This is a genomic window from Marinovum sp. PR37 (assembly GCF_028807375.1).
GTDB lineage: Bacteria > Pseudomonadota > Alphaproteobacteria > Rhodobacterales > Rhodobacteraceae > Marinovum > Marinovum algicola.
Map to the genome: position 1 here is coordinate 59,139 of NZ_JARAML010000022.1, position 21,171 is coordinate 80,309.

A 21,171-nucleotide genomic window follows, 5' to 3' on the forward strand; every position below is an offset into this window, starting at 1 on the left:
GGCGTTGATCCAGAACCCCCGGTGACCCTATGCCCGACCTGCTTATCGAACTCTTTTCCGAAGAAATTCCCGCGCGGATGCAGGCGCGCGCCTGTGATGACCTGAAAAAGCGGATGACCGACGGGCTGGTCGAGGCCGGGCTGACCTATGTCTCCGCCGCCGCCTTTTCGACGCCGCGCCGGCTGGCGCTGACCGTCGAGGGGCTGCTGGCCGAAAGCCCCACCGTGCGCGAAGAGCGCAAGGGCCCCAAGGTGGGCGCGCCTGACAAGGCGATCGAGGGGTTTCTGCGCGGCGCCGGTGTGAGCCGCGACGATCTTGAGGAACGCGAAACCCCCAAGGGCGCGGTCTATTTCGCCACCATCACCAAGCCCGGCCGTCCGGCGGCAGAGATCGTCGCCGAGGTGCTGGAAGAGGTGATCCGCAACTTCCCCTGGCCGAAGTCGATGCGCTGGGGCGCGGGCAGCCTGCGCTGGGTGCGGCCGCTGCATTCGGTGATCTGCCTGCTGAGCGACGAGGCCGGCGCCGAGGTGGTGCCCTTCGAAATCGACGGCATTCGCGCCGGCGATGTGACCCGCGGCCATCGCTTCATGGCACCGGATGCGTTTTCTGTTGTATCTTACGAGGATTACGCGGCAAAGCTAAAGCGCGCGCATGTGGTTCTGGATGCGCAGGAGCGGGCCGATCACATCTGGAACGACGCCACCAACGCAGCCTTTTCGCAAGGGCTGGAGGTGGTCGAGGACAAGGGGCTTCTGGCCGAAGTGGCCGGGCTGGTGGAATGGCCGGTGGTGCTGATGGGTGAGATCGGCGCCGATTTCCTCGGGCTGCCGCCGGAGGTGCTGCAAACCTCGATGAAAGAGCACCAGAAGTTCTTTTCGGTGAAGAATCCCAAGACCGGCCGGATCGAGAAATTCATCACCGTTGCCAACCGCGAGACCGCCGACAACGGCGCCACCATCCTGGCCGGCAACCAGAAGGTTCTCTCGGCCCGGCTGTCGGATGCAAAGTTCTTTTGGGAGAACGACTTGCGCGCCGTTGCTGATGCGGGGCTCGAAGGCATGGCGGCGCCGCTGGCGCAGGTCACCTTCCACAACAAGCTGGGCTCGCAGGCCGAACGCATCGCCCGCATCGCCGCACTGGCACGCGAGATCGCGCCGATGGTCGGGGCGGACGCCGATGCCGCGGAACTGGCCGCGAAAGTGGCCAAGGCCGATCTGTCGTCCGAGATGGTCTATGAATTCCCCGAGTTGCAGGGGATCATGGGGCGGTATTACGCCATGGAGGCCGGGTTGTCGCAGCCGGTGGCCGACGCCTGCCGCGACCATTACTCGCCGCTCGGCCCCTCCGACGACGTGCCGGTCGAGCCGGTCTCGGTCGCCGTGGCGCTGGCCGACAAACTCGATACTTTGACCGGCTTCTGGGCGATCGACGAAAAGCCCACCGGAAGCAAGGATCCCTTTGCCCTGCGCCGCGCGGCGCTGGGGGTGATCCGGTTGGTGTTGGAGAACGATCTAGCTATTGAGCTCGAAGTCGTCTTGGCATCAGCTTTCGGACCTCAAACGGCAGAGTTCTTGGATAGCGCGGCGAAGTCTGCTGACGCTAAAGCGAAAGTTTCGGCTGTAATGGAAGTCGAAGGGTCCCAAATCACGTATGGAGCTAAGGAGGCAATTCTTTTTGACCTCCTCTCTTTCGTCCACGACCGTCTGAAGGTCTTCCTGCGCGATCAGGGTATCCGGCACGACGTGATCGACGCCTGTGTCGCCATGCCGGGCAGTGACGATCTGGCGCTGCTGGTCAAACGCGCCCAGGCCTTGCAGGGCTTCCTCGACACGTCGGACGGCGAAAACCTGTTGCAGGGCTTCAAGCGCGCCAACAACATCCTGACTCAGGCCGAAGAGAAGGACGGGGTTGAATACAGCTTTGGTGGCGACGTGAAGTTCGCCGAGGAAGCCGAGGAAAAGGCGCTGTTTTCCGCGCTGGATGCCGCCGAGCCCAAGATCAAGGCGGCGCTGGAGCGTCAGGATTTCGAGGCGGCGATGTCGGCGCTGGCGGGCTTGCGCGGGGCGGTCGACGGGTTTTTCGAGGCGGTGCAGGTCAACGCCGAAAACGAGGTGCTGCGGCGCAACCGGCTGAACCTGTTGTCGAGCATCCGCACCGCCTGTCTTTCGGTGGCCGATCTGGCGCGTATCGAAGGGTGATCGGGGGGCCCGATGGTCGGCGGGGCCGGGCATGGGGTGATGTAACGATGGCGGGGCACGGCGTGAGTTAGCGCTTGTGCGATGCGTGGTGGCGCTTATGCTGCGCTGCAACGCAAAGGAGCCGCGCTTGCTTCAGGACAACCCCGATATCACGCCGATCACGCCCACGGCACAGATGAAGGCCCACACCCATGGCGGGCGGGCGAAATGCCTGCAACGTCTGGTGCGGCTCGACATGCCGGTGCCGACGACCGTAGCGCTTTCCTTCGAAACCGTGCATGGTATCGCCAGCGGACACATGCCCGACATGGCGGAAATCCTCGCCGCCTTTCCCGAGGGCGCGCTGCTCTGTGTGCGGCCATCGAGCCAGGATCCGGATTGGGGCGGGCCGGGGGCGATCCTCAATATCGGCATGAACGATGCTCGTTACGTCGAGATGTGCGATACTCTGGGGCGCCACGCGGCCTCGGCGCTTTATGCAAGGTTTGTCGAGGCTTACGCCCTGCATGTGGCGCGGCTCGACCCGGATGTCTTTGAAGAGATCACCGCCGAGGGGCCGCAGGCGCTGTCCGAAGCGCTGCGCGCCTATGAAGACGAGGCCGAAGAACCCTTTCCGCAGGATCCAGCGGCGCAGTTGGCGCAGGTGCTGCGCTCGATGGCGCGGGCCTGGGAGGGCACCACGGCGCGGCTGTTGCGCCAGGCCAAGGGCGCGCCGGCGGATGCCGGTCTTGGCCTGGTGGTGCAGGAGATGGCGCTGGGGATCGGCCACCCCGAGGCGCGCGACGGCGAGACCGGATCAGGCGTGCTGCAACTGGTCAACAGCCACACCGGGCTGCGCCAGATTACCGGGCGCTACCTGAGCCAGAGCCAGGGTCGCGAGGCGCTTTCGGGGGCGGCCGAGGCGCTGTTTCTGGCGCGGGACGAGCGCGGGCCGTCGCTGGAAGAGGTGGCGCCAGAGGCCTTCAACGAGATCGTCGGCATTGCCGAGCGGATGCGCCGAAAGCTGCGCGCCGAGATGCAGATCGAATTCACCATCCAGGGCGGGCGGGTGCATGTGCTCGACGGGGTGCGGGTGCGTCGCTCGAACCGGGCGGCGGTGCGGATTGCCGTGGCGCTGGCACAGGACAAGATCATTCCGCGCGAAGAGGCGCTGATGCGGGTCGAGCCGCGGGCGCTAAGCGAATTGCTGCACCGTCAGATCGACACCGACGCGCCGCGCGACATCCTCGGCCACGGCGTTGCCGCCAGCCCCGGCGCGGCCACCGGCAGGATCGTCTTCAGCGCCACCGCGGCCCAGGCCAGCGCGGCGCGCGACGAACCCTGTGTGCTGGTGCGGCGCGAGACCTCGCCCGAGGACATTCGCGGCATGCAGGCGGCGGTCGGCGTGCTGACCGAACGCGGCGGCATGACCAGCCACGCGGCGGTGATCGGCCGTGGCATGGGCATTCCCTGCATCGTCGGCGCCGCGAGCCTGGCCTTCCACATCCGAAAGAAACGTCTGGTGGCGGCCGATGGCCGGGTGTTCCACGAGGGCGACGTGATCACCATCGACGGCGCCACGGGCGAGGTGCTGGCCGGCAGCCCGCCGATGCTCGAGGCGGCGCTTGACGAGAGTTTTCAGACGCTTATGGACTGGGCCGATGCGGCGCGCGACATCGACATCCGCGCCAATGCCGATACGCCGATGGACGCCCAGACCGCGCGCAACTTCAAGGCCGACGGCATCGGGCTGTGCCGCACCGAACATATGTTCTTTGAAACCGACCGCATGATCGTCATGCGCGAGATGATCTTTGCCAAATCCTCCGAGGACCGGCGGGCGGCGCTGGAGCTGCTCCTGCCGATGCAGCGGGCGGATTTCATCGAGCTGTTCCGCATCATGCAGGGCCAGCCGGTCTGCATCCGGCTGTTCGATCCGCCGCTGCACGAGTTCCTGCCATCGGACAAGCCCGGCATGCGGGCGCTGGCCGAGGCGCTGGACCTGCCGGTCTCGGATGTCGAACGGCGGGTGGAATCTCTGGGCGAATACAATCCGATGCTGGGCATGCGCGGGGTGCGGCTGGGCATCACGCTGCCCGAGATCTACGACATGCAGGCCCGCGCCATCTTCGAGGCGACGCTGGCGGCCAGCCGCGAAGGCGCGCCGGTGGTGCCGGAAATCATGATCCCGCTGGTTTCGGCCAAGCGCGAGGTGGAAATCGTCAAGACCCGTGTCGACGCGGTGGCGGCGGCGGTGCGCAACGAACGGGGCCGGGATTTCGACTATCGACTGGGGGTGATGGTGGAAACGCCCCGCGCCGCGCTGCGCGCCGAAGAGATCGCCGGCCATACCGATTTTCTCAGCTTCGGCACCAACGATCTGACGCAGATGACCTATGGGCTGTCGCGCGACGACGCCGGGCGGTTCATGTCGGATTACGTCAAGCAGGGGGTCTTTGCCGAAGATCCGTTCCATGTGCTGGACCGCGACGGCGTGGCAGAGCTGTTGCGGATCGGGGCCGAGCGCGGCCGCAAGGCGCGGCCCGACGTGGTGCTTTCGATCTGTGGCGAACACGGCGGCAACCCCGAATCGATTGCCATCTGCCGGGACATGGGATTCACCTATGTTTCCTGTTCACCCTTCCGTGTGCCGGTCGCGAGGCTTGCTGCGGCGCAACTTGCGTTGGGCGGCAAGATATAGAGGAAGGCCCTTTGCGGCCGGGTCGATCTTGTGGATTATCCGCGCGCCGCCTCCGCGCTGTGGCGGTTTTCTGCCCTGCGTCAGGCTGCCGCTAGAAGAAAATTCACTTTCTGACTATACAACGCGGGTTGCCAGCAGCCCGGGACCCTCTCGGGCTTTCGCGTGTGAGGGATAGAATGCGTCTGATAATTGCCGGTATAGCGGCCGCGATCCTGGGGCTTCCAGGTCACGGTGCCAAGGCCGAATTGCGTCCGAACGAGGTCGGCAGCCTGATCCAGCTGGAGCGCAAGGGGCTCAAATCCGTGCCCAAGGGCACGTTGAAATGGGCGCTTGGCGCCAATCAGCCCAAATCCGCCGGTTCCATCGACTACGATGAGGCCTGGCTCAGAAGCCTGCCCAACGGCAAGGGCGGCGAACAATTCACCTGTCTGGCCGAAGCGCTCTATTTCGAGGCGCGCGGGGAAAGCATCAAGGGCCAGGTTGCCGTCGCCGAGGTCATTCTCAACCGCGTCGAGAGCAATAAGTTCCCGAACACGGTCTGCGGCGTGATCAATCAGGGCACCGGCCGCAAATACGCCTGCCAGTTCACCTATACCTGTGATGGCCGTGCCGAGACCGTGGGCAATCCCGGCGCCTATGCCCGGGTGGCCAAGATCGCCAAGGCGATGCTCAGCGGCCTGCCGCACAAGTTGACCGGCGGCGCCACCTATTACCACACCACGGCGGTGCGCCCGAACTGGTCGCGGGTCTTTGCCCACACCACCACCATCGGCGTGCACAAGTTCTATCGCGAAGACACCCGTCTTTCGCAGAAGTAACGGCCCATGCACTTCGCCTCTTGCGGCGAACAGGCCGGTTTTGGGTCTGCCAGCGCGGCAGGATTGCTGCTAGACACGGGCGGCAGACCCAAAGCCGGAAACCCATGATGAGCCAGGACATCCACCTCGCATTCGCCCACCCCTCGGAACGGGCCGCCGCCACCGAGGGCGCGGCCCCGCGCGACCGCATCTCGCTGCGCGATCATATCGTCGAGGTCGAGATCGGCGCCTTTCAGTCCGAGCGCGGCCACACCCAGCGGGTCTGTTTCAACGTGGTGGTCGAGGTCGCCCGCGCCGGCGACCGCATCGACGACGATGTCGACCGCATCCTCAGCTATGACCGGGTGACCGAGGCAATCGCCTTCGAGCTTGCCGAGGAACGGCTCAACCTTCTGGAAACCCTGGCCGAACGGGTGGCCGAGCGCATTCTGCTCGAGCCGCAGGCGATGCGGGTCTTCGTACGGATCGAAAAGCTCGATCGCGGGCCCGGCGCGCTGGGGGTCGAGATCGTGCGCAGCCGGGGCGATCTCGATCCGGCCCATGCCGCGCAGCTCACCGGCGCGCGGCCGCATCCCCGGGTGGTCTATCTGTCGAATGCGGCCATTGCCGCGCCGCATCTGACCGACTGGCTCGACTGGCTGGCCGGGCAAGCGGCGCCGGTCGTGCTCTGCGTCGGGTTGCCCGACGGCGCGCGGCCCGAGGCCGATCATCCGCTGGCGCAGCGCCGGGTCGATCTTCTGGCGATCGAGCAGAACGGCTGGGTGCTTGCGGCGCGCGATCCGCGCTGCGTGGTCGTCGGCACGCTGACCGAGCTCGACTGGGGCATGAAACACGATCAGATGAGCCTCTGGGCGCCGTCCAAGATCGTTCTGGACGCGGTCGAAGGCCCCAAGACTCGGCCGCGCGACAGCGTGGCGCTTGCGGCCTGGTTCGCGGGGCATATCGAGGCCAGCGACTTCCTGGTGATCGGCGAAGATCTGCCCGAAACCCAAGGCTTGAAGGCCCGCGCCGTCGCGGTGACGCAGCGCCACCTTGCATGACCGGAACGATTGGATCATGTGAACGCCATGACGGCGACTCGTGAGACATATTTCCGCCCGCTGGTCCAACGCGGCACCGCCCGGCCGGAGAGTGCCGTGGCGCTTGCCGGGGGGCCGGGCTGGTTCACCCAGGCCGAGCGGCTGAGCCACGACGGCGGCCGGGCTATTGTCGCGGCCGACGCCATCCCCGACGACCTGTTGCAGTGTCTCAGCGCGCCGCGTGCGGCCATCGCCGGGCTGGAGATGGACCGGCCCCGCCTGATGGGCATTCTCAACGTCACCCCCGACAGCTTTTCCGACGGCGGAAGGCACAGCGGCTTTGACAGCGCGCTGGCGCATGGCCGTGCCATGGCCGATGCCGGGGCCGACATCATCGATGTCGGCGGCGAAAGCACCCGTCCGGGGGCGGTCGATATCTCGGAAGCCGAAGAGATCGGCCGGGTTGCGCCGGTGATCGAGGCGCTGTCCTCGGCGGTGCCGCTGCCGATCTCGATCGACACCCGCAAACGGGCGGTGGCCGCGGCCGCCGCCGACGCCGGGGCGCATCTGGTCAACGATGTCTCTGGCTTCGTCTTCGACGCCGGTCTCGCGCCGTTCTGCGCCGAGGCAGGGCTGCCGGTCTGCATCATGCACAGCCAGGGCACGCCGCAGACCATGCAGGACAATCCGCGCTACGGCGACGTGCTGCTCGAAGTCTATGATTTTCTGGCTCGCCAGATCGCCCTGGCCGAGGCCGCCGGCATTCCGCGCCACAGGATCGTTGCCGATCCCGGCATCGGCTTTGGCAAGACCACCGCGCACAACCTTGCGTTGCTGCGCGGCCTGAGCCTGTTTCACGGGCTGGGCGTGCCGCTGCTGCTCGGCGCCTCGCGCAAGGGACTGATCCGCGATGTGGGCCAGGCGCCTCGGGCCGAGGACCGGATGCCCGGATCGGTGGCGGTGGCGCTTGCCGGGGTTGCGCAGGGCGTGCAGATTCTGAGAATTCATGATGTAGGTGACACCAGGCAGGCCCTGCGGCTCTGGTTGGCGATTGAAGAAGGAATTTAAGTGATGTCTCGCAAGCTTTTTGGCACCGACGGGGTGCGCGGCAAGGCGAACACCGCGCCGATGACCGCCGATATGGCGCTTCGGATCGGCGCGGCGGCCGGGCGGTATTTCCGCCGGGAAAACGGCGGCGTGCACCGGGTGGTGATCGGCAAGGACACCCGGCGCTCGGGCTACATGTTCGAAACCGCGCTGACCGCCGGGCTTACCTCGACCGGGATGAGCGTTCTGCTGCTGGGGCCGGTGCCGACGCCGGCGGTGGGGCTGCTGACGCCCTCGATGCGGGCCGATGTGGGCATCATGATTTCGGCTTCGCACAATCCGGCCGAGGACAATGGCATCAAGTTCTTTGGCCCCGACGGGTTCAAGCTTAATGACGAGGCCGAGGCTGAGATCGAGCGGCTGGTCGAAGAGGGGGTGGAACCCGCGCTGGCCGGTGATATCGGCAAGGCCAAGCGGATCGACGACGGCCGTTTCCGCTATCAGGAGCGGGTCAAGAGCACCTTTCCGGCGGGCATGCGCCTCGACGGCATGAAGGTGGTGGTGGACTGCGCCAATGGCGCCGCCTATCGCGCCGCGCCCGAGGTTCTGTGGGAACTGGGCGCCGAGGTGATCCCGGTCGGGGTGAACCCGGACGGCTTCAACATCAACAAGGCCTGCGGTTCGACCAAGCCGCAATCCGCCGCGGCCGCGGTGCTGGAACACGGTGCGGATGTCGGCATCTGTCTCGACGGCGATGCCGACCGGGTGATGATCATCGACGAAACCGGCACCGTGGCCGACGGCGATCAGATCATGGCGCTGATGGCGGCGCAATGGGCGGCGGAAGAGCGCCTGCGCGGCGGTACGCTGGTGGCGACGGTGATGTCGAACCTCGGGCTCGAGCGGTTCCTGCATGGCCACGGACTGCGGCTCGAGCGCACCGGCGTCGGCGACCGCTATGTCGTCGAGGCGATGCGCGCCGGCGGCTGGAACCTCGGCGGCGAGCAATCGGGCCATATCGTGATGACGGATTACGCCACCACCGGCGACGGGCTGATGGCGGGGCTGCAATTCCTTGCCGCGATGACGCGCACCGGCCGCAGCGCCAGCGATCTGGCGAACAATTTCGATCCGGTGCCGCAGATGCTCAAGAACGTGCGTTTTGGCGCCGGGCAATTGCCGCTGGAGACCGATGGCGTCAAGGCGGCCATCGCCTCGGCCGAGACCGAGCTCAATGGCAAGGGCCGCCTGCTGATCCGCAAATCGGGCACCGAGCCGCTGATCCGGGTGATGGCCGAATGCGAAGACCCGGCGATGCTGGAAGCGGTAGTCGACCGGGTTGTCGAAGCGGTGCAGGACGTGGTCTGAGCCAGTCCGGCCCGGCGCGACCGCGTTATCGAGAAGCCCCCGGACAGGGGGGAGCGCGCCCCGGGTCTGACCCGGGGTCTCTTTGTTTCCGTCAGAGCACGTCTGACAGAACTCTGTCGAGCCGCGCCACCGTGGCATCGACATCATAGAGCTTGTCGAGCCCGAAAAGCCCCAGCCGGAAGGTCGAAAAGCCGTCGCCTTCGTCGCATTGCAGCGGTACTCCGGCGGCGATCTGGGTGCCTTGGGCGGCAAAGGCGCGGCCGGATTGCACCTCAGGATTGTCGGTGTAGCTCACCACCACGCCCGGCGCCTCGAAGCCCTGGGCCGCCACCGAAGCGATGCCCTTGGCGACGAGCAGCGCCCGCACCTTGCTGCCCAGCGCCCATTGCGCCTCTTTCAGACGGTCGAAGCCGTAGTCGCGGCTTTCCAGCATGGTGTCGCGGAACATCCGCAGCCCATCGGTGGGCATGGTGGCGTGATAGGCATGGCCGCCGTTTTCATAGGCCATCATGATCTGATGCCATTTCTTCAGGTCGGCGGCAAAGCTGTTCGAACTGGTCTCTTCCATCCGCGCCAGCGCCCGTTGTGACAGCATCACCAGCCCGGCGCAGGGCGTCGAGGACCAGCCCTTCTGCGGGGCCGAGATCAGCACGTCGACGCCGAGCGCGCCCATGTCGACCCAGACGCAGCCCGAAGCGATGCAGTCGAGCACCATCAGCGCGCCGACCTCATGCGCCGCTTGCGCCAGCGCTGTCAGGTAATCGTCGGGCAGGATGATGCCGGAGGAGGTTTCCACATGCGGCGCGATCACAAGGTCGGGCTTTTCCTCGCGGATGCGGGCGGTGACGTCTTCGATCGGTGCCGGGGCAAACGGACTTTGCGGATCGTTGCCGCTGCGCCGCGCCTTCATCACGGTTTCCGAGCCTGCGAAGCCGCCCATCTCGAAAATCTGGCTCCAGCGGAAGGAGAACCAGCCGTTGCGCACCACCAGGCATTTGGCGTCCTGGGCAAACTGTCGCGCCACCGCCTCCATGCCGAAGGTGCCGCCACCGGGCACCACCACAGCGGCCTCGGCGCCATAGACCGATTTCAACGTGTCGTTGATGTCGCGCATCACCTGCTGAAAGGTGGCCGACATGTGGTTGAGCGAGCGGTCGGTGAAGACCACCGAGAACTCGTCGAGACCTTGGGGATCGATATCGTCGCGCAGGGCCATGCGGGCCTCCTTCCTGAGAGTTTTCTCAGGGCTAGCGCGGCGGCGGTGAAAAGGCAATCGCGTGTCAGCCGCGCCATTTTTTCCAGCGCTTGCGGTAGCTCCCGACCAGCGCTTTCGACGGTTTGCCGAGCACCTTGGGCGCCAGTGCAAAGGCACGGTTTTGCAGCCGGTCCATTTCGATGGCGAGCGGCGAGGCCAGCGCCTGCGCCGCCTCGGGCGGCAGGGCCTCGGCGTCGATCATCCGCCGCAGATCGGCCAGGTCCTGGTGATCGCCCAGAAGGTCCGACAGTTCGCCCAGCCGGTCGATGCGCCGCCGCAGCTTCTTCGACGCCAGCGGTTTCAGCAGCCGCGTGTGATACCAGTGGTATTTCACCCGTTTGCGCCATTGGTGCAGGTCGCGGGGATCGCGGGTTTCGAGCGCCATGGCCCAGGCGGCGCGGGCGCGTTTGTAGGTTTTTTTCAGCCCGCCCTCGATCGCGCCAAAGCCGGTCTTGTCGACCTCCCAGAGCGCGGCCCGGTGGCGCACCGCCTTCAGCGCGTCGCGAAACGCCGCCCGGCGACTGTCGAAATCGTCCAGTTGCGTTTCGGCGCGCCGCGCCTTGAGCGCGTCGCGCAGCGCAGCGGCATTGGGGCCGGAGAGCCGCGCGGGATAGTTTTGTTCCAGCCGCGTCAGAATCTCCAGCACCGCGCCGGTTTCGCGCAGGTCCGACAGGCGGCGGGCAGCGTCGCGCAATGCGCGGTTTTCGGTCTTGTAGTCGATGAACTGTGGTCGGACGAGGCGGATCAGCCCGCGCAGCTTCTTGCAGCGCTTGCGGGCGTCATGCACCGCTTCGGCCTTGTCGCCGGTGCCATCGAGCGCGGCAAGCGCTCTGTCGAGCTGGTCGCAGGCGATGCGGCGCAGCCCTTCGGAGACATCCTCGTCGGATCGCTTGAGCTTGTATCCCATGGCCCGAAACCTAGCCTCGGGCCGGGCCGCGGCAAGATCAGCCCAGCGGGCCGGGCAGACGTTCCTCGGAGAGCACCACATTGGCCTCGACCTGGCCGGCGCCGGGCAGGGTCATGATCCGGCGGCGCAGAACCCGTTCGAAATCCGACAGATCGCGCGCCACGATGCGCAGGCGGTAATCGTAGAGGCCGAGAATGTGTTCGACGGTCTGTACCTCGGGGATGGCGGTGACCGCGCGTTCGAAATCCTCGAGACTGATGCGGCCCTTGGTGGCCAGCTTGATGCCGAGAAAGACGGTGACGCCAAACCCCAGCTTTTCGCGGTCGAGCAGCAGGCGGGTGCCGGAAATCACGCCGGCCTCGCGCAGCCGCTTGATCCGCCGCCAGGTGGCGGGTTGCGACAGGCCGAGACGCCGGCCAATCTGACCGGCCGAAAGGCTGGCGTCGCGGGACAGGGCGCGCAGGATGGCGCGGTCGGTGTCGTCGATCTCGATGGTCATGAAAGCGGGCTCATACCGGCAGCGCCTCGTCGTCCTTGATCCGGGCGACATGCATCAGCGCCTCGACATCGGCGATATGGGGCAGGGTGAGCAGGCGTTCGCGATAGATCTGCTGGTAATGCGGAATGTCGCGGGCGATGACGGCAAGGCGGACGTCGACCTGGCCGAGAAATGTCTGTATCTCGATCACCTCTGGCACCTCGCGGGCGGCGGCGAGGAAATCCTCGAAGGCGCGCGATTGTGTCTTGTCCAGGGTCAGTCGCAACGAGACCTCGACCGCATAACCGAGGCTAGGCCAGTGGATCTCGGCGCGCTTGCCCTTGACGATGCCGGCCTCGCGCATCCGTTCGAGCCGCCGCGACAGGGTGGCCGGCGTCAGATCGGCGCGCTGCGCGAGATCGGAGAGCGGCAGGTCCGGGGCGGCCTGCATCTGGCGAAGGATGCGTCTGTCTGTATCGTCGAGCATGATTTCACCGAGATACCGCATTCAGGCGAATAGTTAAATCGCCAAATGGCGAAATCATCGCGGTTATGAACGCGCATTCACGGCAGGCCTCGCGTAGGTTGCCGCTCAAACGCACACCGAAAGAAGGAAGACCGATATGCGCGTCTATTATGATCGCGATTGCGATGTGAACCTGATCAAGGACAAGAAAGTCGCCATCCTGGGCTATGGCTCGCAAGGCCACGCCCATGCGCTGAACCTGCGCGACTCTGGCGCCAAGAACATCGTCGTCGCCCTGCGCGAAGGCTCGGCCTCGGCCAAGAAAGCCGAAGGCGAAGGCCTTCAGGTTATGGGCATCGCCGAAGCGGCGGCCTGGTGTGACGTGATCATGTTCACCATGCCCGACGAACTTCAGGCCGAGACCTACAAGAAATACGTCCACGACAACCTGCGCGAAGGTGCGGCGATTGCCTTTGCCCACGGTCTGAACGTGCACTTCGGTCTGATCGAGCCCAAGCCCGGCGTCGACGTCATCATGATGGCACCCAAGGGCCCCGGCCACACCGTGCGCGGCGAATACACCAAGGGCGGCGGCGTGCCCTGCCTCGTGGCCGTCCACCAGGACGCCACCGGCAAGGCGCTGGAAATCGGCCTGTCCTATTGCTCGGCCATCGGCGGCGGCCGCTCGGGCATCATCGAGACCAACTTCCGCGAGGAATGCGAAACCGATCTCTTCGGTGAGCAGGCGGTTCTCTGCGGTGGTCTGGTCGAGCTGATTCGCATGGGCTTCGAGACCCTGGTCGAAGCCGGCTACGCCCCGGAAATGGCCTATTTCGAGTGTCTGCACGAGGTGAAGCTGATCGTGGACCTGATCTACGAAGGCGGCATCGCCAACATGAACTACTCGATCTCGAACACCGCGGAATACGGCGAATATGTCTCCGGCCCGCGCATCCTGCCCTACGACGAGACCAAGGCCCGCATGAAAGCCGTTCTGCGCGACATCCAGACCGGTGCCTTCGTGCGTGACTTCATGCAGGAAAATCAAGCGGGTCAGCCCTACTTCAAAGGCACCCGCCGTCTCAACGACGAGCACCAGATCGAGCAGGTCGGCGAGAAGTTGCGCGGCATGATGCCGTGGATTTCCGCCGGCAAGATGGTCGACAAGGAAAAGAACTGATCTACGCCCACCGGCGTTGATTTCAGGCGATTTGCGCCCGGCAGTCGAGAGGCTGCCGGGCGTTTTTGCATGCGGCCGGGGCAGGGATGCCAGTTCTCCGCGGTTGAAAATTTTCCAGTCTGTGCTACCATTGCGAGTATTATTGCAGTCTATTTTCTCGTCCTTTTTCGCAACAATTCGGTTGGTCCCATGTCCCAGATCCTTCATGAATTCCTTCGCCCGCAGCCCACCGGGGGCACCATTGTCACCTTTCACAAGGACTCAGACGTCGCGACCCAGCGCCAGGCTCTGGTGCGCAGTGCCGGCGAGGGGGTGCGATCGCTCTCGGGCGGTCCCGGTCGCTCGGCCGAGATGAGCGACGATGCCCCGGCGTTTCACCTGGAAGACGTGGGCATCGGGGTGATCTCGGAGCATGTGGATGCCCAGCGCTCGGCCGGCATTCTGAGCGCCGAGGAGTCGGTGGTCGAGGCGCGGCCGGAATTCTGGCTGTTTGCCGTTCAGGATTTTCAGGACACGGCTGACCGCACCTGGGGAATTGCCGCCACCGGGGCCGAGACCTCGCAGTTTACCGGCGCGGGCATCAAGCTTGCGGTGCTCGATACCGGGCTCGATTTCGAACACCCGGACTTCACCGGCCGCAACTTGGTGCAGCAGAGCTTTGTCACCGGTCAATTGGCGCAGGACGTCCAGGGCCATGGCACCCATTGCTGTGGCACCGCCGCGGGCCGGGAGGTGAGCCAGGGCGTGCCGCGTTATGGTGTCGCGCCGGAGGTGCATCTGCATGTCGGCAAGGTGCTCAACGATTCCGGTTCGGGGCGCGAGCGCGACATCATCAACGGCATGATCTGGGCGATCCAGCAGGGCTGCGCGGTGATCTCGATGTCGCTGGGCCGCCGGGTCAGGCAGGGTGAAGGGCCTTCGGCCGCCTATGAGCGTGTCGGCGAGCTGGCGCTGGATTCGGGATCGCTGATCATTGCCGCCGCCGGCAATGACAGCGCCCGCCAGTTCGGCTTTATCGCGCCGGTGGGGGCGCCGGCCAATTCCAAGTCGATCATGGCGGTGGCGGCGCTGGATGAAAATCTCAAGATCGCCGATTTCTCCTGCGGTGAGATCAACGCCGGCGGCGGCGAAGTCGATATCGCCGGGCCAGGGGTGAACGTGCTGTCTTCGGTGCCGCGGCCACAGCTTTATGACGTCAAGAGCGGAACCAGCATGGCCTGTCCGCATGTCGCCGGCATCGCGGCGCTGCTGGCGCAGAGCGATGCCAACCTGCGCGGCAAGGCCCTGTGGACGGCGCTGACCGACAGTGCCAAGGCGCTCTCGGCGCCGGCCTCGGACGTCGGGGCCGGTCTGGCGCAGGCGCCGCAAGGCGCGCCGGACGAGGGCTATGGCAAGACGCCGGTGGCATAGCAGGCGGCGGCTTCTTATATCATCAGGGCAATCCGCCACGGGATGGAAGCCATGTCAGACGTCACCCTGAAGATCGTGCTCGACGACGCGCATCGCGACAAGTCGGACGAGGTCTGCCGCGCGCTGGAAGCGGCGGGTCTGCGGATCGAAGACAGCATTCCGGCGATCGGAGTGATTTTCGGCACCGCCGACAGCGAAAATCTGGCCCGGGTCAAGCAGACCCGGGGCGTGCTCGAGGCCGAACCCGAGGCGCAGTATCAGCTGCCGCCGTTTGACAGTGATCAGCCGCAATAAACGCTAGCGCGACTGGCCAAGACCAAGCTGCATCAGCGCCCGGCGCAGCGGCGCCGCGCCATGCAGCGCGGCCAGGCCGGCGGCGCGCAGGTCGCGCAGCGGCGGCGGCTTGAGCATCGAGACCTGGTTGAGCGCGGTGATCCCGGTGACGCGGGCGCGGATGTCGGTGATCCGGGCGCGGTGATAGCGGTCGAGCATCTCGGCACTGCCGAGGCTCTCCGGCGCGGCGCGGGCCAGATCGAGCAGCGCCGAGAGATCGGTCAACGACATATTCAGCCCCTGCGCGCCGATCGGCGGCACCACATGCGCGGCCTCGGCCACCAGCGCCAGCCGTTCGGAGGTGAGCGCCTTGGCGTGCTGCGCGATGATCGGCCAGATCGACCGCCGCGAGGCCAATGTCAGCGGGCCGAAGAGATGCGCCGAGCGCTCGGTCATCGCCGCTTCGAAGGCCGGCACGTCGAGCGCGTGCAGCTCTGCCGCTCTGGGGCCTTCCTCCATCCAGACCACCGCCGACGACGGACGGCCCTGGTGGTCGGACAGCGGCACCAGGGTGAAGGGGCCGCCGGTGCGGTGAATCTCGGTCGAGACATTGCCATGCGGGATCGGGTGGGTGACGGCAAAGGCCAGCGCCTTCTGGCCGAAGCGTGTGCAGGCAACATCGATGCCCGCCGCCTGACGCAGCGCGCTGTCGCGGCCATCGGCGGCGATCACCAGGCGGCAGCGGATACGGTTGCCGTCCGACAGGGTGACGCGGGCCTCGTCGGTGCGGGTAAAGAGCGCCTCGGCGGCGACACCGGTGCGAAACGTGACGTTGGCCATCTCATCGAGCCGCGCCGCCATCTCGCGCCGCAGCAGCCAGTTGGGCAGGTTCCAGCCAAAGGGCAGATCGGGCGAGAGATCGGCGGCCTCGAAATCACGGCTGAGGCGGGCCTCGGGTTCCGGCCCGCCGGCATCGATGATGCGCATGGTTTGCAGCGGCGTGGCGTGCGGGGCGAGCCTGTCCCAGAGACCGGCCGCGTCGAGAAAGGCCTGCGCCGGTTGCAGAAAGGCGGTGCTGCGCATGTCGGCGCCCTCGGCCTCGCGACTGGTGACCGGCGGCGCGGGGTCAACGCAGAGCACGGTGAAACCGGCGGCGCCAAAGGCGGCGGCGGCGGTCAGCCCGGCGATACCGCCGCCGGCGATGAGAATGTCGTGGTCCATGGGGCGACTCCTTTGCCCGAGGTTATAGCGCGGGCGCGGGCGGGGGCCATGGGACAAAGCGCGGCGGTGGGGGCAAACCCGCCCTACGCAAGGCCGGAGAGAAATCGGCTCAGATTGTCGGTGTGGTGGTGGATGTGATCGGCCAGAAGCCGTTCGGGCGCCACATGCACGGTGCGCATCCCCATGGCATGGGGCGCGGCAAGGTTGCGGGGGTCATCTTCGAACATGGCGGCGCGGGCGGGATCGGTGCCGTCGCGGGCAAAGATCGCCTCGAAGGCCTCGCGCTCGGGCTTGGGGCGGAACTGGGCATGTTCGACGCCATAGACCGCATCGAAGAGCCCGGAGAGCCCGCGCGCCGCCAGCACCTCTTCGGCATAGGGCGAGGTGCCGTTGGTGTAGACGATGCGGCGGCCGGGCAGGGCGCGGATGCGGGCCGCCAGCTCGGGGTCGGGGGTGAGCACGGAAAAGTCGATCCGGTGCACGTCCTCGAGATAGGGCGTGGGATCGACGTCATGTTCGCGCATCAGCCCGGCGAGGGTGGTGCCATAGGTCTTCCAGTAATGCACCCGCAGGTGACTGGCCTCGGCCTCGGTGACGCCGAGCGCCTGCATCACATAGGCGGTCATCCGCGGTTCGATCTGGGAAAACAGCCGGCTCTCGGGCGGATAAAGCGTATTGTCGAGATCGAAGACCCAATGGGCCACATGCGAGAAGTATTCTTTTGCCATGCGCCGGACGCTACGCCCGGCGCGGGCGCGGCGCAATGGCCGTATTGCCGGCCAAGGTCGGGCTGGGTAAGGTCTCGCCCGGGACAAAGGAGACACGCGTGAGCCAGAAGACGACGCCGCAGAAAGACGCCTATACGATGATCCTCGAAGCGATTGACGTGGGCACCTTTCGCCCCGGTGATCGGCTGGTGGAAAGTGATCTGGCCGAACGTCTGGGCATGAGCCGCACGCCGATCCGCGAGGCGCTGCAACGACTGGAGACGCAGTCACTGCTGTCGCGCGATGGCCGCTCGCTGATCGTCGCCTCGCTCGACCACAATCAGATGGCCGAGCTTTACGTGGTGCGCACCGAGCTCGAGGGGTTGGCGGCGCGGCTGGCGGCGCGACATGCCACTGCGGAAGAGGTGCGGGTGCTGCGCGACATGGTCAAGGAGGACCATGCGCTGATCGATAACCCGTCGGCGCTGTCGCGCGCCAACCGGCGGTTTCACAAGCAGATTCACCTGGCCTCGCACAACCGCTTCCTGGTGCAGCAGCTCGACCTGGTGCACCGGTCGATGGCGCTGATGGCCACCACGTCTCTGGCCGCCGAAGGGCGCGGCGAAAAGGCCTTGGAGGAGCATGACGCCATCGTCCGCGCCATCGAGGCGCGCGACGAGGCGGCGGCTTACGAGGCGCTGAAATCGCATATCTCGGTGGCTTTTGTCACGCGGCTCAAACTCGACTCGCGCAATGAGGGTTAGGGCGCAGCCTCCCGGTGATCGATCAGCGCTTCGCTGTTGGAATGGCCGTGCTCGGTCTTGTCCCAGTAGAAGGGCTTGATCAGCAGTTCGATCAGCCCCTTGTAGATCGCGATGCTGCCCATCGGGAAATAGAACAGCAGCGTCGGCACCCAGGGGATCAGCCCACGGTGCTGCGGGCTGGCCACTGCCGTGGCGCCGATCACCAGCCCGGCACATTCCGCCAGCAGGAAGAACGACAGCACAACGGTCTCGGTGGCCGGGCCCATCCAGTCGATCAGAGGGTGGCCGAGGCCGAAGACGGCGATCCAGAACGACCAGAGCACCGGCGCCAGAAGCGCCTGGCTGATGGCGCCGAGAAACAGCGCCTGAAAGCCCAGAAAACGCCTCCAGCCGAGATCGCGCAGCAGGGCGCCGGGGCGGCGCATATGCACCAGATAGGTCGCCATGTAGCCCTTGAGCCAGCGCGAGCGCTGTCGGACCCAGGGCCAGGGGCGGCAGTTGGCCTCTTCCAGGGTGACGGAATCGATCAACTCGATGCGAAACCCGCGCCGGGCCAGACGAATGCCCAGGTCGGCATCCTCGGTGACATTATGCGCGTCCCAGCCGCCGACCTGCTCGAGCACCCTGCGACGGCAGAACAGCGTGGTGCCGCCCAGCGGAATGGGAAAGCCCAAGCGCGACAGGCCGGGCAGGACGATACGAAACCAGGTGGCGTATTCGATGGTGAAACAGCGCGACAGCCAGTTGGAATAGGGATTGTAGTAATCGAGGATGCCTTGCAGGCAGGCGACCTCTGGCGGTGCCTCCTGGAAATGCGCCGCGACCCGGCCGATCTGGTCGGGGGCGGGATTGTCCTCGGCGTCGTAGATGCCGATGATATCGCCGTCGCAGAACCGCAGCCCGTAATTCAGCGCTCGTGGCTTGGTGGTGAGTTCGCCCGGCGGCACCACGAGAATGCGCATCCAGGGCGGCAGATCGGCACATGACAGCGCCTGGCGGGTCAGCAGATCCTCGGCTTCGAGCAGCAGGACGACATCGAGGCGCGATTTCGGATAGGTCAGCCGCGACAGCCGGGTGACCAGCTGCGCGGCAATCGAGGTTTCGCGGAACAGCGGCACCAGGATCGAGACCTTGGGCGGGGCGGGCTGGCCGGACGTCTTCGGCGGGGCCTGGGGCCGGGGCAGCGGCGTGCGCAGCCGGGCCAGAAAGGCCGCCAGTTTGAGCCCGGCCACCGCCACCAGCGTGAGCCCCGCCCAGCCGGCGGCCAGGGCAAAGAAAAGCAGCGGCTGCACCAGCACCGCCGCGACGCCAAAGAGCGCCGCCAGCGCCACCCGCCGCAGACGACGCGGGCTGGCCACGGCGCGCAGGCTGCGGCAGCTGTCCTCCTCGGGCAGTGCGGTTTCCGCCAGCTCCGAGAGCTGCGGGCCATGACATAGGGCGATCGCGGCGTGAACGTCGGCCTCGGTGGCGATGCCCATCACCACCGGGCCGATATCTCGCGGCAAGAGATCGCGCAGCGCCTCGAACCGGTCGGGATGGCAGGTGGCCAGCACCAGCGTCTCGCCGAGCCGCATCCAGGGAATGACCCCGTGTTCGAGACAGGTGAGCGGATCGAGCGCCAGGGCGCAATCGGCATCCGGCGGCGCCTCGTCCAGCACCAGCGAGATGGCGGCATGTTGCGCCGCCTGGGCGTGCAGGATGTCCCGCGCCGAGGCGAAGCCCTCGGCCAGAAGGACCTGGTGGATCGGTGCCTGGCACTGGTTGTGGATCGCTAGCGCGCGCAGGAGATCGGCCGCCGAGATCACCCCCATGTCGACCAGGATGCGCCCCAGCGGCAGTTGGTAATGACGACTGAGGCGCGCGGACTGAAGACCGCGCAATTGCAGTTGTGGGGGACTCATGATCCTGGCCTCGTAGCTGCTGGGCCAAGATTGACAAGCTTTAGATTAATACTAGGTAAACAAGAGCTTAACAAAAAATTAACCGCGCCGGAGCGCGGTTAATCATCTTGTCGCAATGGTGCCCGGCTCAGCCGCGTGCGGCCATCGCCTCGGCGAATTGCTCGAACAGGTAGAAGCTGTCCTGCGGGCCGGGGCTGGCCTCGGGGTGGTGCTGCACCGAATAGACCTTGCGGACGTCGGAGTTCAGCGCGATGCCGCAGTTCGATCCGTCGAACAGCGAGACATGGGTCTGTACCACGTTCTCGGGCAGGGTGGCGGCATCGACGGCGAAGCCGTGGTTCATCGAGGTGATCTCGACCTTGCCACTCTGCATGTCCTTGACCGGGTGGTTGGCCCCGTGGTGGCCGTGGTTCATCTTGATGGTGCGGCCGCCAAGCGCCAGCGCCAGCATCTGGTGGCCGAGGCAGATACCGAACATCGGCAGATCGGTCTCGTCCAGCAGCGTCTTGATCATCGGTACGGCATATTCGCCGGTGGCCGCCGGATCGCCGGGGCCGTTCGACAGGAAGATGCCGTCGGGATTGTGGGCCATCACCTCTTCCGCGGTGGCGGTGGCGGGCAGCACGGTGACATCACAGCCGGCCGAGGCCAGGCAGCGCAGGATGTTGCGCTTGGCGCCGTAGTCCACGGCGACAACCTTGTGTTTCGGCGCCTGCTGGCGGGCATAGCCCTCGGGCCAGGCCCAGCGCATCTCGTCCCAGCGGTAGCTTTGGGTGCAGGTGACCTCCTTGGCGAGATCGAGGCCCATGAGCCCCTTGAAGGCGCGCGCCTTGGCAACCAGCGCCTCGATGTCGAAATTGCCGTCGGGATCATGCGCCAAGGCCACATGCGGCGCGCCCTGCTGGCGGATCGCGCGGGTCAGGCGGCGGGTGTCGATGCCGCCGATGGCGATGCGGCCGCGGGCGGCGAGCCAGTCGGAGAGCTCCTGCACCGCGCGCCAGTTCGAGGGCTCGGTGGGCATCCATTTGACCACCATGCCTTCGGCCACCGGATCGCCGGTTTCGTCGTCTTCGGGGTTCACGCCGACATTGCCGATATGCGGAAAGGTGAAGGTGACGACCTGGCCGGCATAAGAGGGATCGGTCATGATCTCCTGATAGCCGGTCATGGCGGTGTTGAAGCACAATTCGGCCACCCGGATACCGGTGGCACCAAATCCTGTGCCGTAGAAAACCGTGCCATCGGCAAGGGCGAGGCAGGCGGTGGGCGTCTGATCGGCGCGTGCGGTCATCTGGGCGACTCCCTGTGACGGACTGTGGGGCAAATTTGCGCGAACCTATGCCCGGACCGACATGGGGTCAAGGGGCTAGATTGTCCTGCCGGAAATTTCGATTTTCTTGTCTTTTCAATAGCTTGAGTCGCGACTCCGGGCATTGCCTCGGATCGAGGCATCGCGTATGGTTCGAGGCTGGTATTCAC

At 66.1% G+C, this 21,171-nt stretch carries 18 protein-coding genes; 10 read left to right on the forward strand and 8 right to left on the reverse strand.

The genetic code is table 11. The annotated features are described in order from the left end of the window. Positions 1 to 29: 29 nt before the first annotated feature. The 6 genes from glyS (at position 30) to glmM (ending at position 9,130) form a co-directional block, all read left to right on the forward strand. Complete coding sequence (gene glyS / locus PVW49_RS17155; protein ID WP_274591119.1) at positions 30 to 2,198, forward strand: glycine--tRNA ligase subunit beta; 2,169 nt, start codon at positions 30 to 32, stop codon at positions 2,196 to 2,198. Between the two features lie 97 nt (positions 2,199 to 2,295). Further along, positions 2,296 to 4,878, forward strand: a complete 2,583-nt coding sequence (locus PVW49_RS17160; RefSeq protein WP_170850591.1) for a putative PEP-binding protein — start codon at positions 2,296 to 2,298, stop codon at positions 4,876 to 4,878. Positions 4,879 to 5,054: 176 nt separating this feature from the next. Continuing rightward, positions 5,055 to 5,696: a cell wall hydrolase gene (locus PVW49_RS17165; RefSeq protein WP_053083360.1), complete on the forward strand. Its 642-nt coding sequence runs from the start codon at positions 5,055 to 5,057 to the stop codon at positions 5,694 to 5,696. Positions 5,697 to 5,803: 107 nt separating this feature from the next. Continuing rightward, positions 5,804 to 6,736, forward strand: a complete 933-nt coding sequence (locus tag PVW49_RS17170) for a dihydroneopterin aldolase (protein WP_274565253.1) — start codon at positions 5,804 to 5,806, stop codon at positions 6,734 to 6,736. 27 nt (positions 6,737 to 6,763) lie between these two features. Continuing rightward, positions 6,764 to 7,783: a dihydropteroate synthase gene (gene folP, locus PVW49_RS17175; protein WP_274565252.1), complete on the forward strand. Its 1,020-nt coding sequence runs from the start codon at positions 6,764 to 6,766 to the stop codon at positions 7,781 to 7,783. 3 nt (positions 7,784 to 7,786) lie between these two features. Beyond that, entirely contained in the window at positions 7,787 to 9,130 is a 1,344-nt protein-coding gene (gene glmM, locus PVW49_RS17180; protein WP_048532143.1) for a phosphoglucosamine mutase, read from the forward strand. A 91-nt stretch (positions 9,131 to 9,221) separates the two neighbouring features. Here glmM and PVW49_RS17185 read toward each other — a convergent pair whose 3' ends face one another. The 4 genes from PVW49_RS17185 to PVW49_RS17200 form a co-directional block, all read right to left on the reverse strand. Continuing rightward, positions 9,222 to 10,346: an aminotransferase class V-fold PLP-dependent enzyme gene (locus PVW49_RS17185; RefSeq protein ID WP_274565251.1), complete on the reverse strand. Its 1,125-nt coding sequence runs from the start codon at positions 10,344 to 10,346 to the stop codon at positions 9,222 to 9,224. Between the two features lie 64 nt (positions 10,347 to 10,410). Beyond that, positions 10,411 to 11,292: a CHAD domain-containing protein gene (locus tag PVW49_RS17190; protein WP_274591120.1), complete on the reverse strand. Its 882-nt coding sequence runs from the start codon at positions 11,290 to 11,292 to the stop codon at positions 10,411 to 10,413. Between the two features lie 37 nt (positions 11,293 to 11,329). After that, positions 11,330 to 11,791, reverse strand: a complete 462-nt coding sequence (locus PVW49_RS17195) for an Lrp/AsnC family transcriptional regulator (RefSeq protein ID WP_048532140.1) — start codon at positions 11,789 to 11,791, stop codon at positions 11,330 to 11,332. Between the two features lie 10 nt (positions 11,792 to 11,801). After that, positions 11,802 to 12,257 carry an Lrp/AsnC family transcriptional regulator gene (locus PVW49_RS17200; protein WP_274591121.1) on the reverse strand — a complete coding sequence of 152 codons (456 nt, stop codon included), beginning with the start codon at positions 12,255 to 12,257 and terminating at the stop codon, positions 11,802 to 11,804. 136 nt (positions 12,258 to 12,393) lie between these two features. Here PVW49_RS17200 and ilvC point away from each other — a divergent pair, with 136 nt between their 5' ends. The 3 genes from ilvC (at position 12,394) to PVW49_RS17215 (ending at position 15,120) form a co-directional block, all read left to right on the forward strand. Next, positions 12,394 to 13,416 (forward strand): ketol-acid reductoisomerase, encoded by a 1,023-nt coding sequence (gene ilvC / locus PVW49_RS17205; RefSeq protein WP_048532138.1) that lies wholly within the window; start codon positions 12,394 to 12,396, stop codon positions 13,414 to 13,416. A gap of 189 nt (positions 13,417 to 13,605) precedes the next feature. Beyond that, positions 13,606 to 14,826: a S8 family serine peptidase gene (locus PVW49_RS17210; protein WP_274591122.1), complete on the forward strand. Its 1,221-nt coding sequence runs from the start codon at positions 13,606 to 13,608 to the stop codon at positions 14,824 to 14,826. Between the two features lie 51 nt (positions 14,827 to 14,877). Next, positions 14,878 to 15,120 carry a hypothetical protein gene (locus PVW49_RS17215; protein ID WP_074838514.1) on the forward strand — a complete coding sequence of 81 codons (243 nt, stop codon included), beginning with the start codon at positions 14,878 to 14,880 and terminating at the stop codon, positions 15,118 to 15,120. A 3-nt stretch (positions 15,121 to 15,123) separates the two neighbouring features. On the opposite strand, the gene PVW49_RS17220 is transcribed toward PVW49_RS17215, so the two are convergent. Then, on the reverse strand, positions 15,124 to 16,320 hold the full coding sequence (locus PVW49_RS17220; RefSeq protein ID WP_274591123.1) for a UbiH/UbiF family hydroxylase: 1,197 nt from the start codon (positions 16,318 to 16,320) through the stop codon (positions 15,124 to 15,126). A gap of 83 nt (positions 16,321 to 16,403) precedes the next feature. Continuing rightward, complete coding sequence (locus tag PVW49_RS17225; protein ID WP_048532135.1) at positions 16,404 to 17,048, reverse strand: pyrimidine 5'-nucleotidase; 645 nt, start codon at positions 17,046 to 17,048, stop codon at positions 16,404 to 16,406. 98 nt (positions 17,049 to 17,146) lie between these two features. Here PVW49_RS17225 and PVW49_RS17230 point away from each other — a divergent pair, with 98 nt between their 5' ends. Beyond that, positions 17,147 to 17,791, forward strand: a complete 645-nt coding sequence (locus tag PVW49_RS17230; protein ID WP_048532134.1) for a GntR family transcriptional regulator — start codon at positions 17,147 to 17,149, stop codon at positions 17,789 to 17,791. Here PVW49_RS17230 and PVW49_RS17235 read toward each other — a convergent pair. Beyond that, positions 17,788 to 19,692: a glycosyltransferase family 2 protein gene (locus PVW49_RS17235; protein WP_274591124.1), complete on the reverse strand. Its 1,905-nt coding sequence runs from the start codon at positions 19,690 to 19,692 to the stop codon at positions 17,788 to 17,790. The two genes, PVW49_RS17230 and PVW49_RS17235, sit on opposite strands and share 4 nt — an antisense overlap. 127 nt (positions 19,693 to 19,819) lie before the next feature. After that, the gene (carA, locus tag PVW49_RS17240; RefSeq protein WP_274591125.1) at positions 19,820 to 20,983 is read right to left on the reverse strand and encodes a glutamine-hydrolyzing carbamoyl-phosphate synthase small subunit; all 1,164 of its coding nucleotides are present in this window, start codon (positions 20,981 to 20,983) and stop codon (positions 19,820 to 19,822) included. Positions 20,984 to 21,171: the final 188 nt, after the last annotated feature.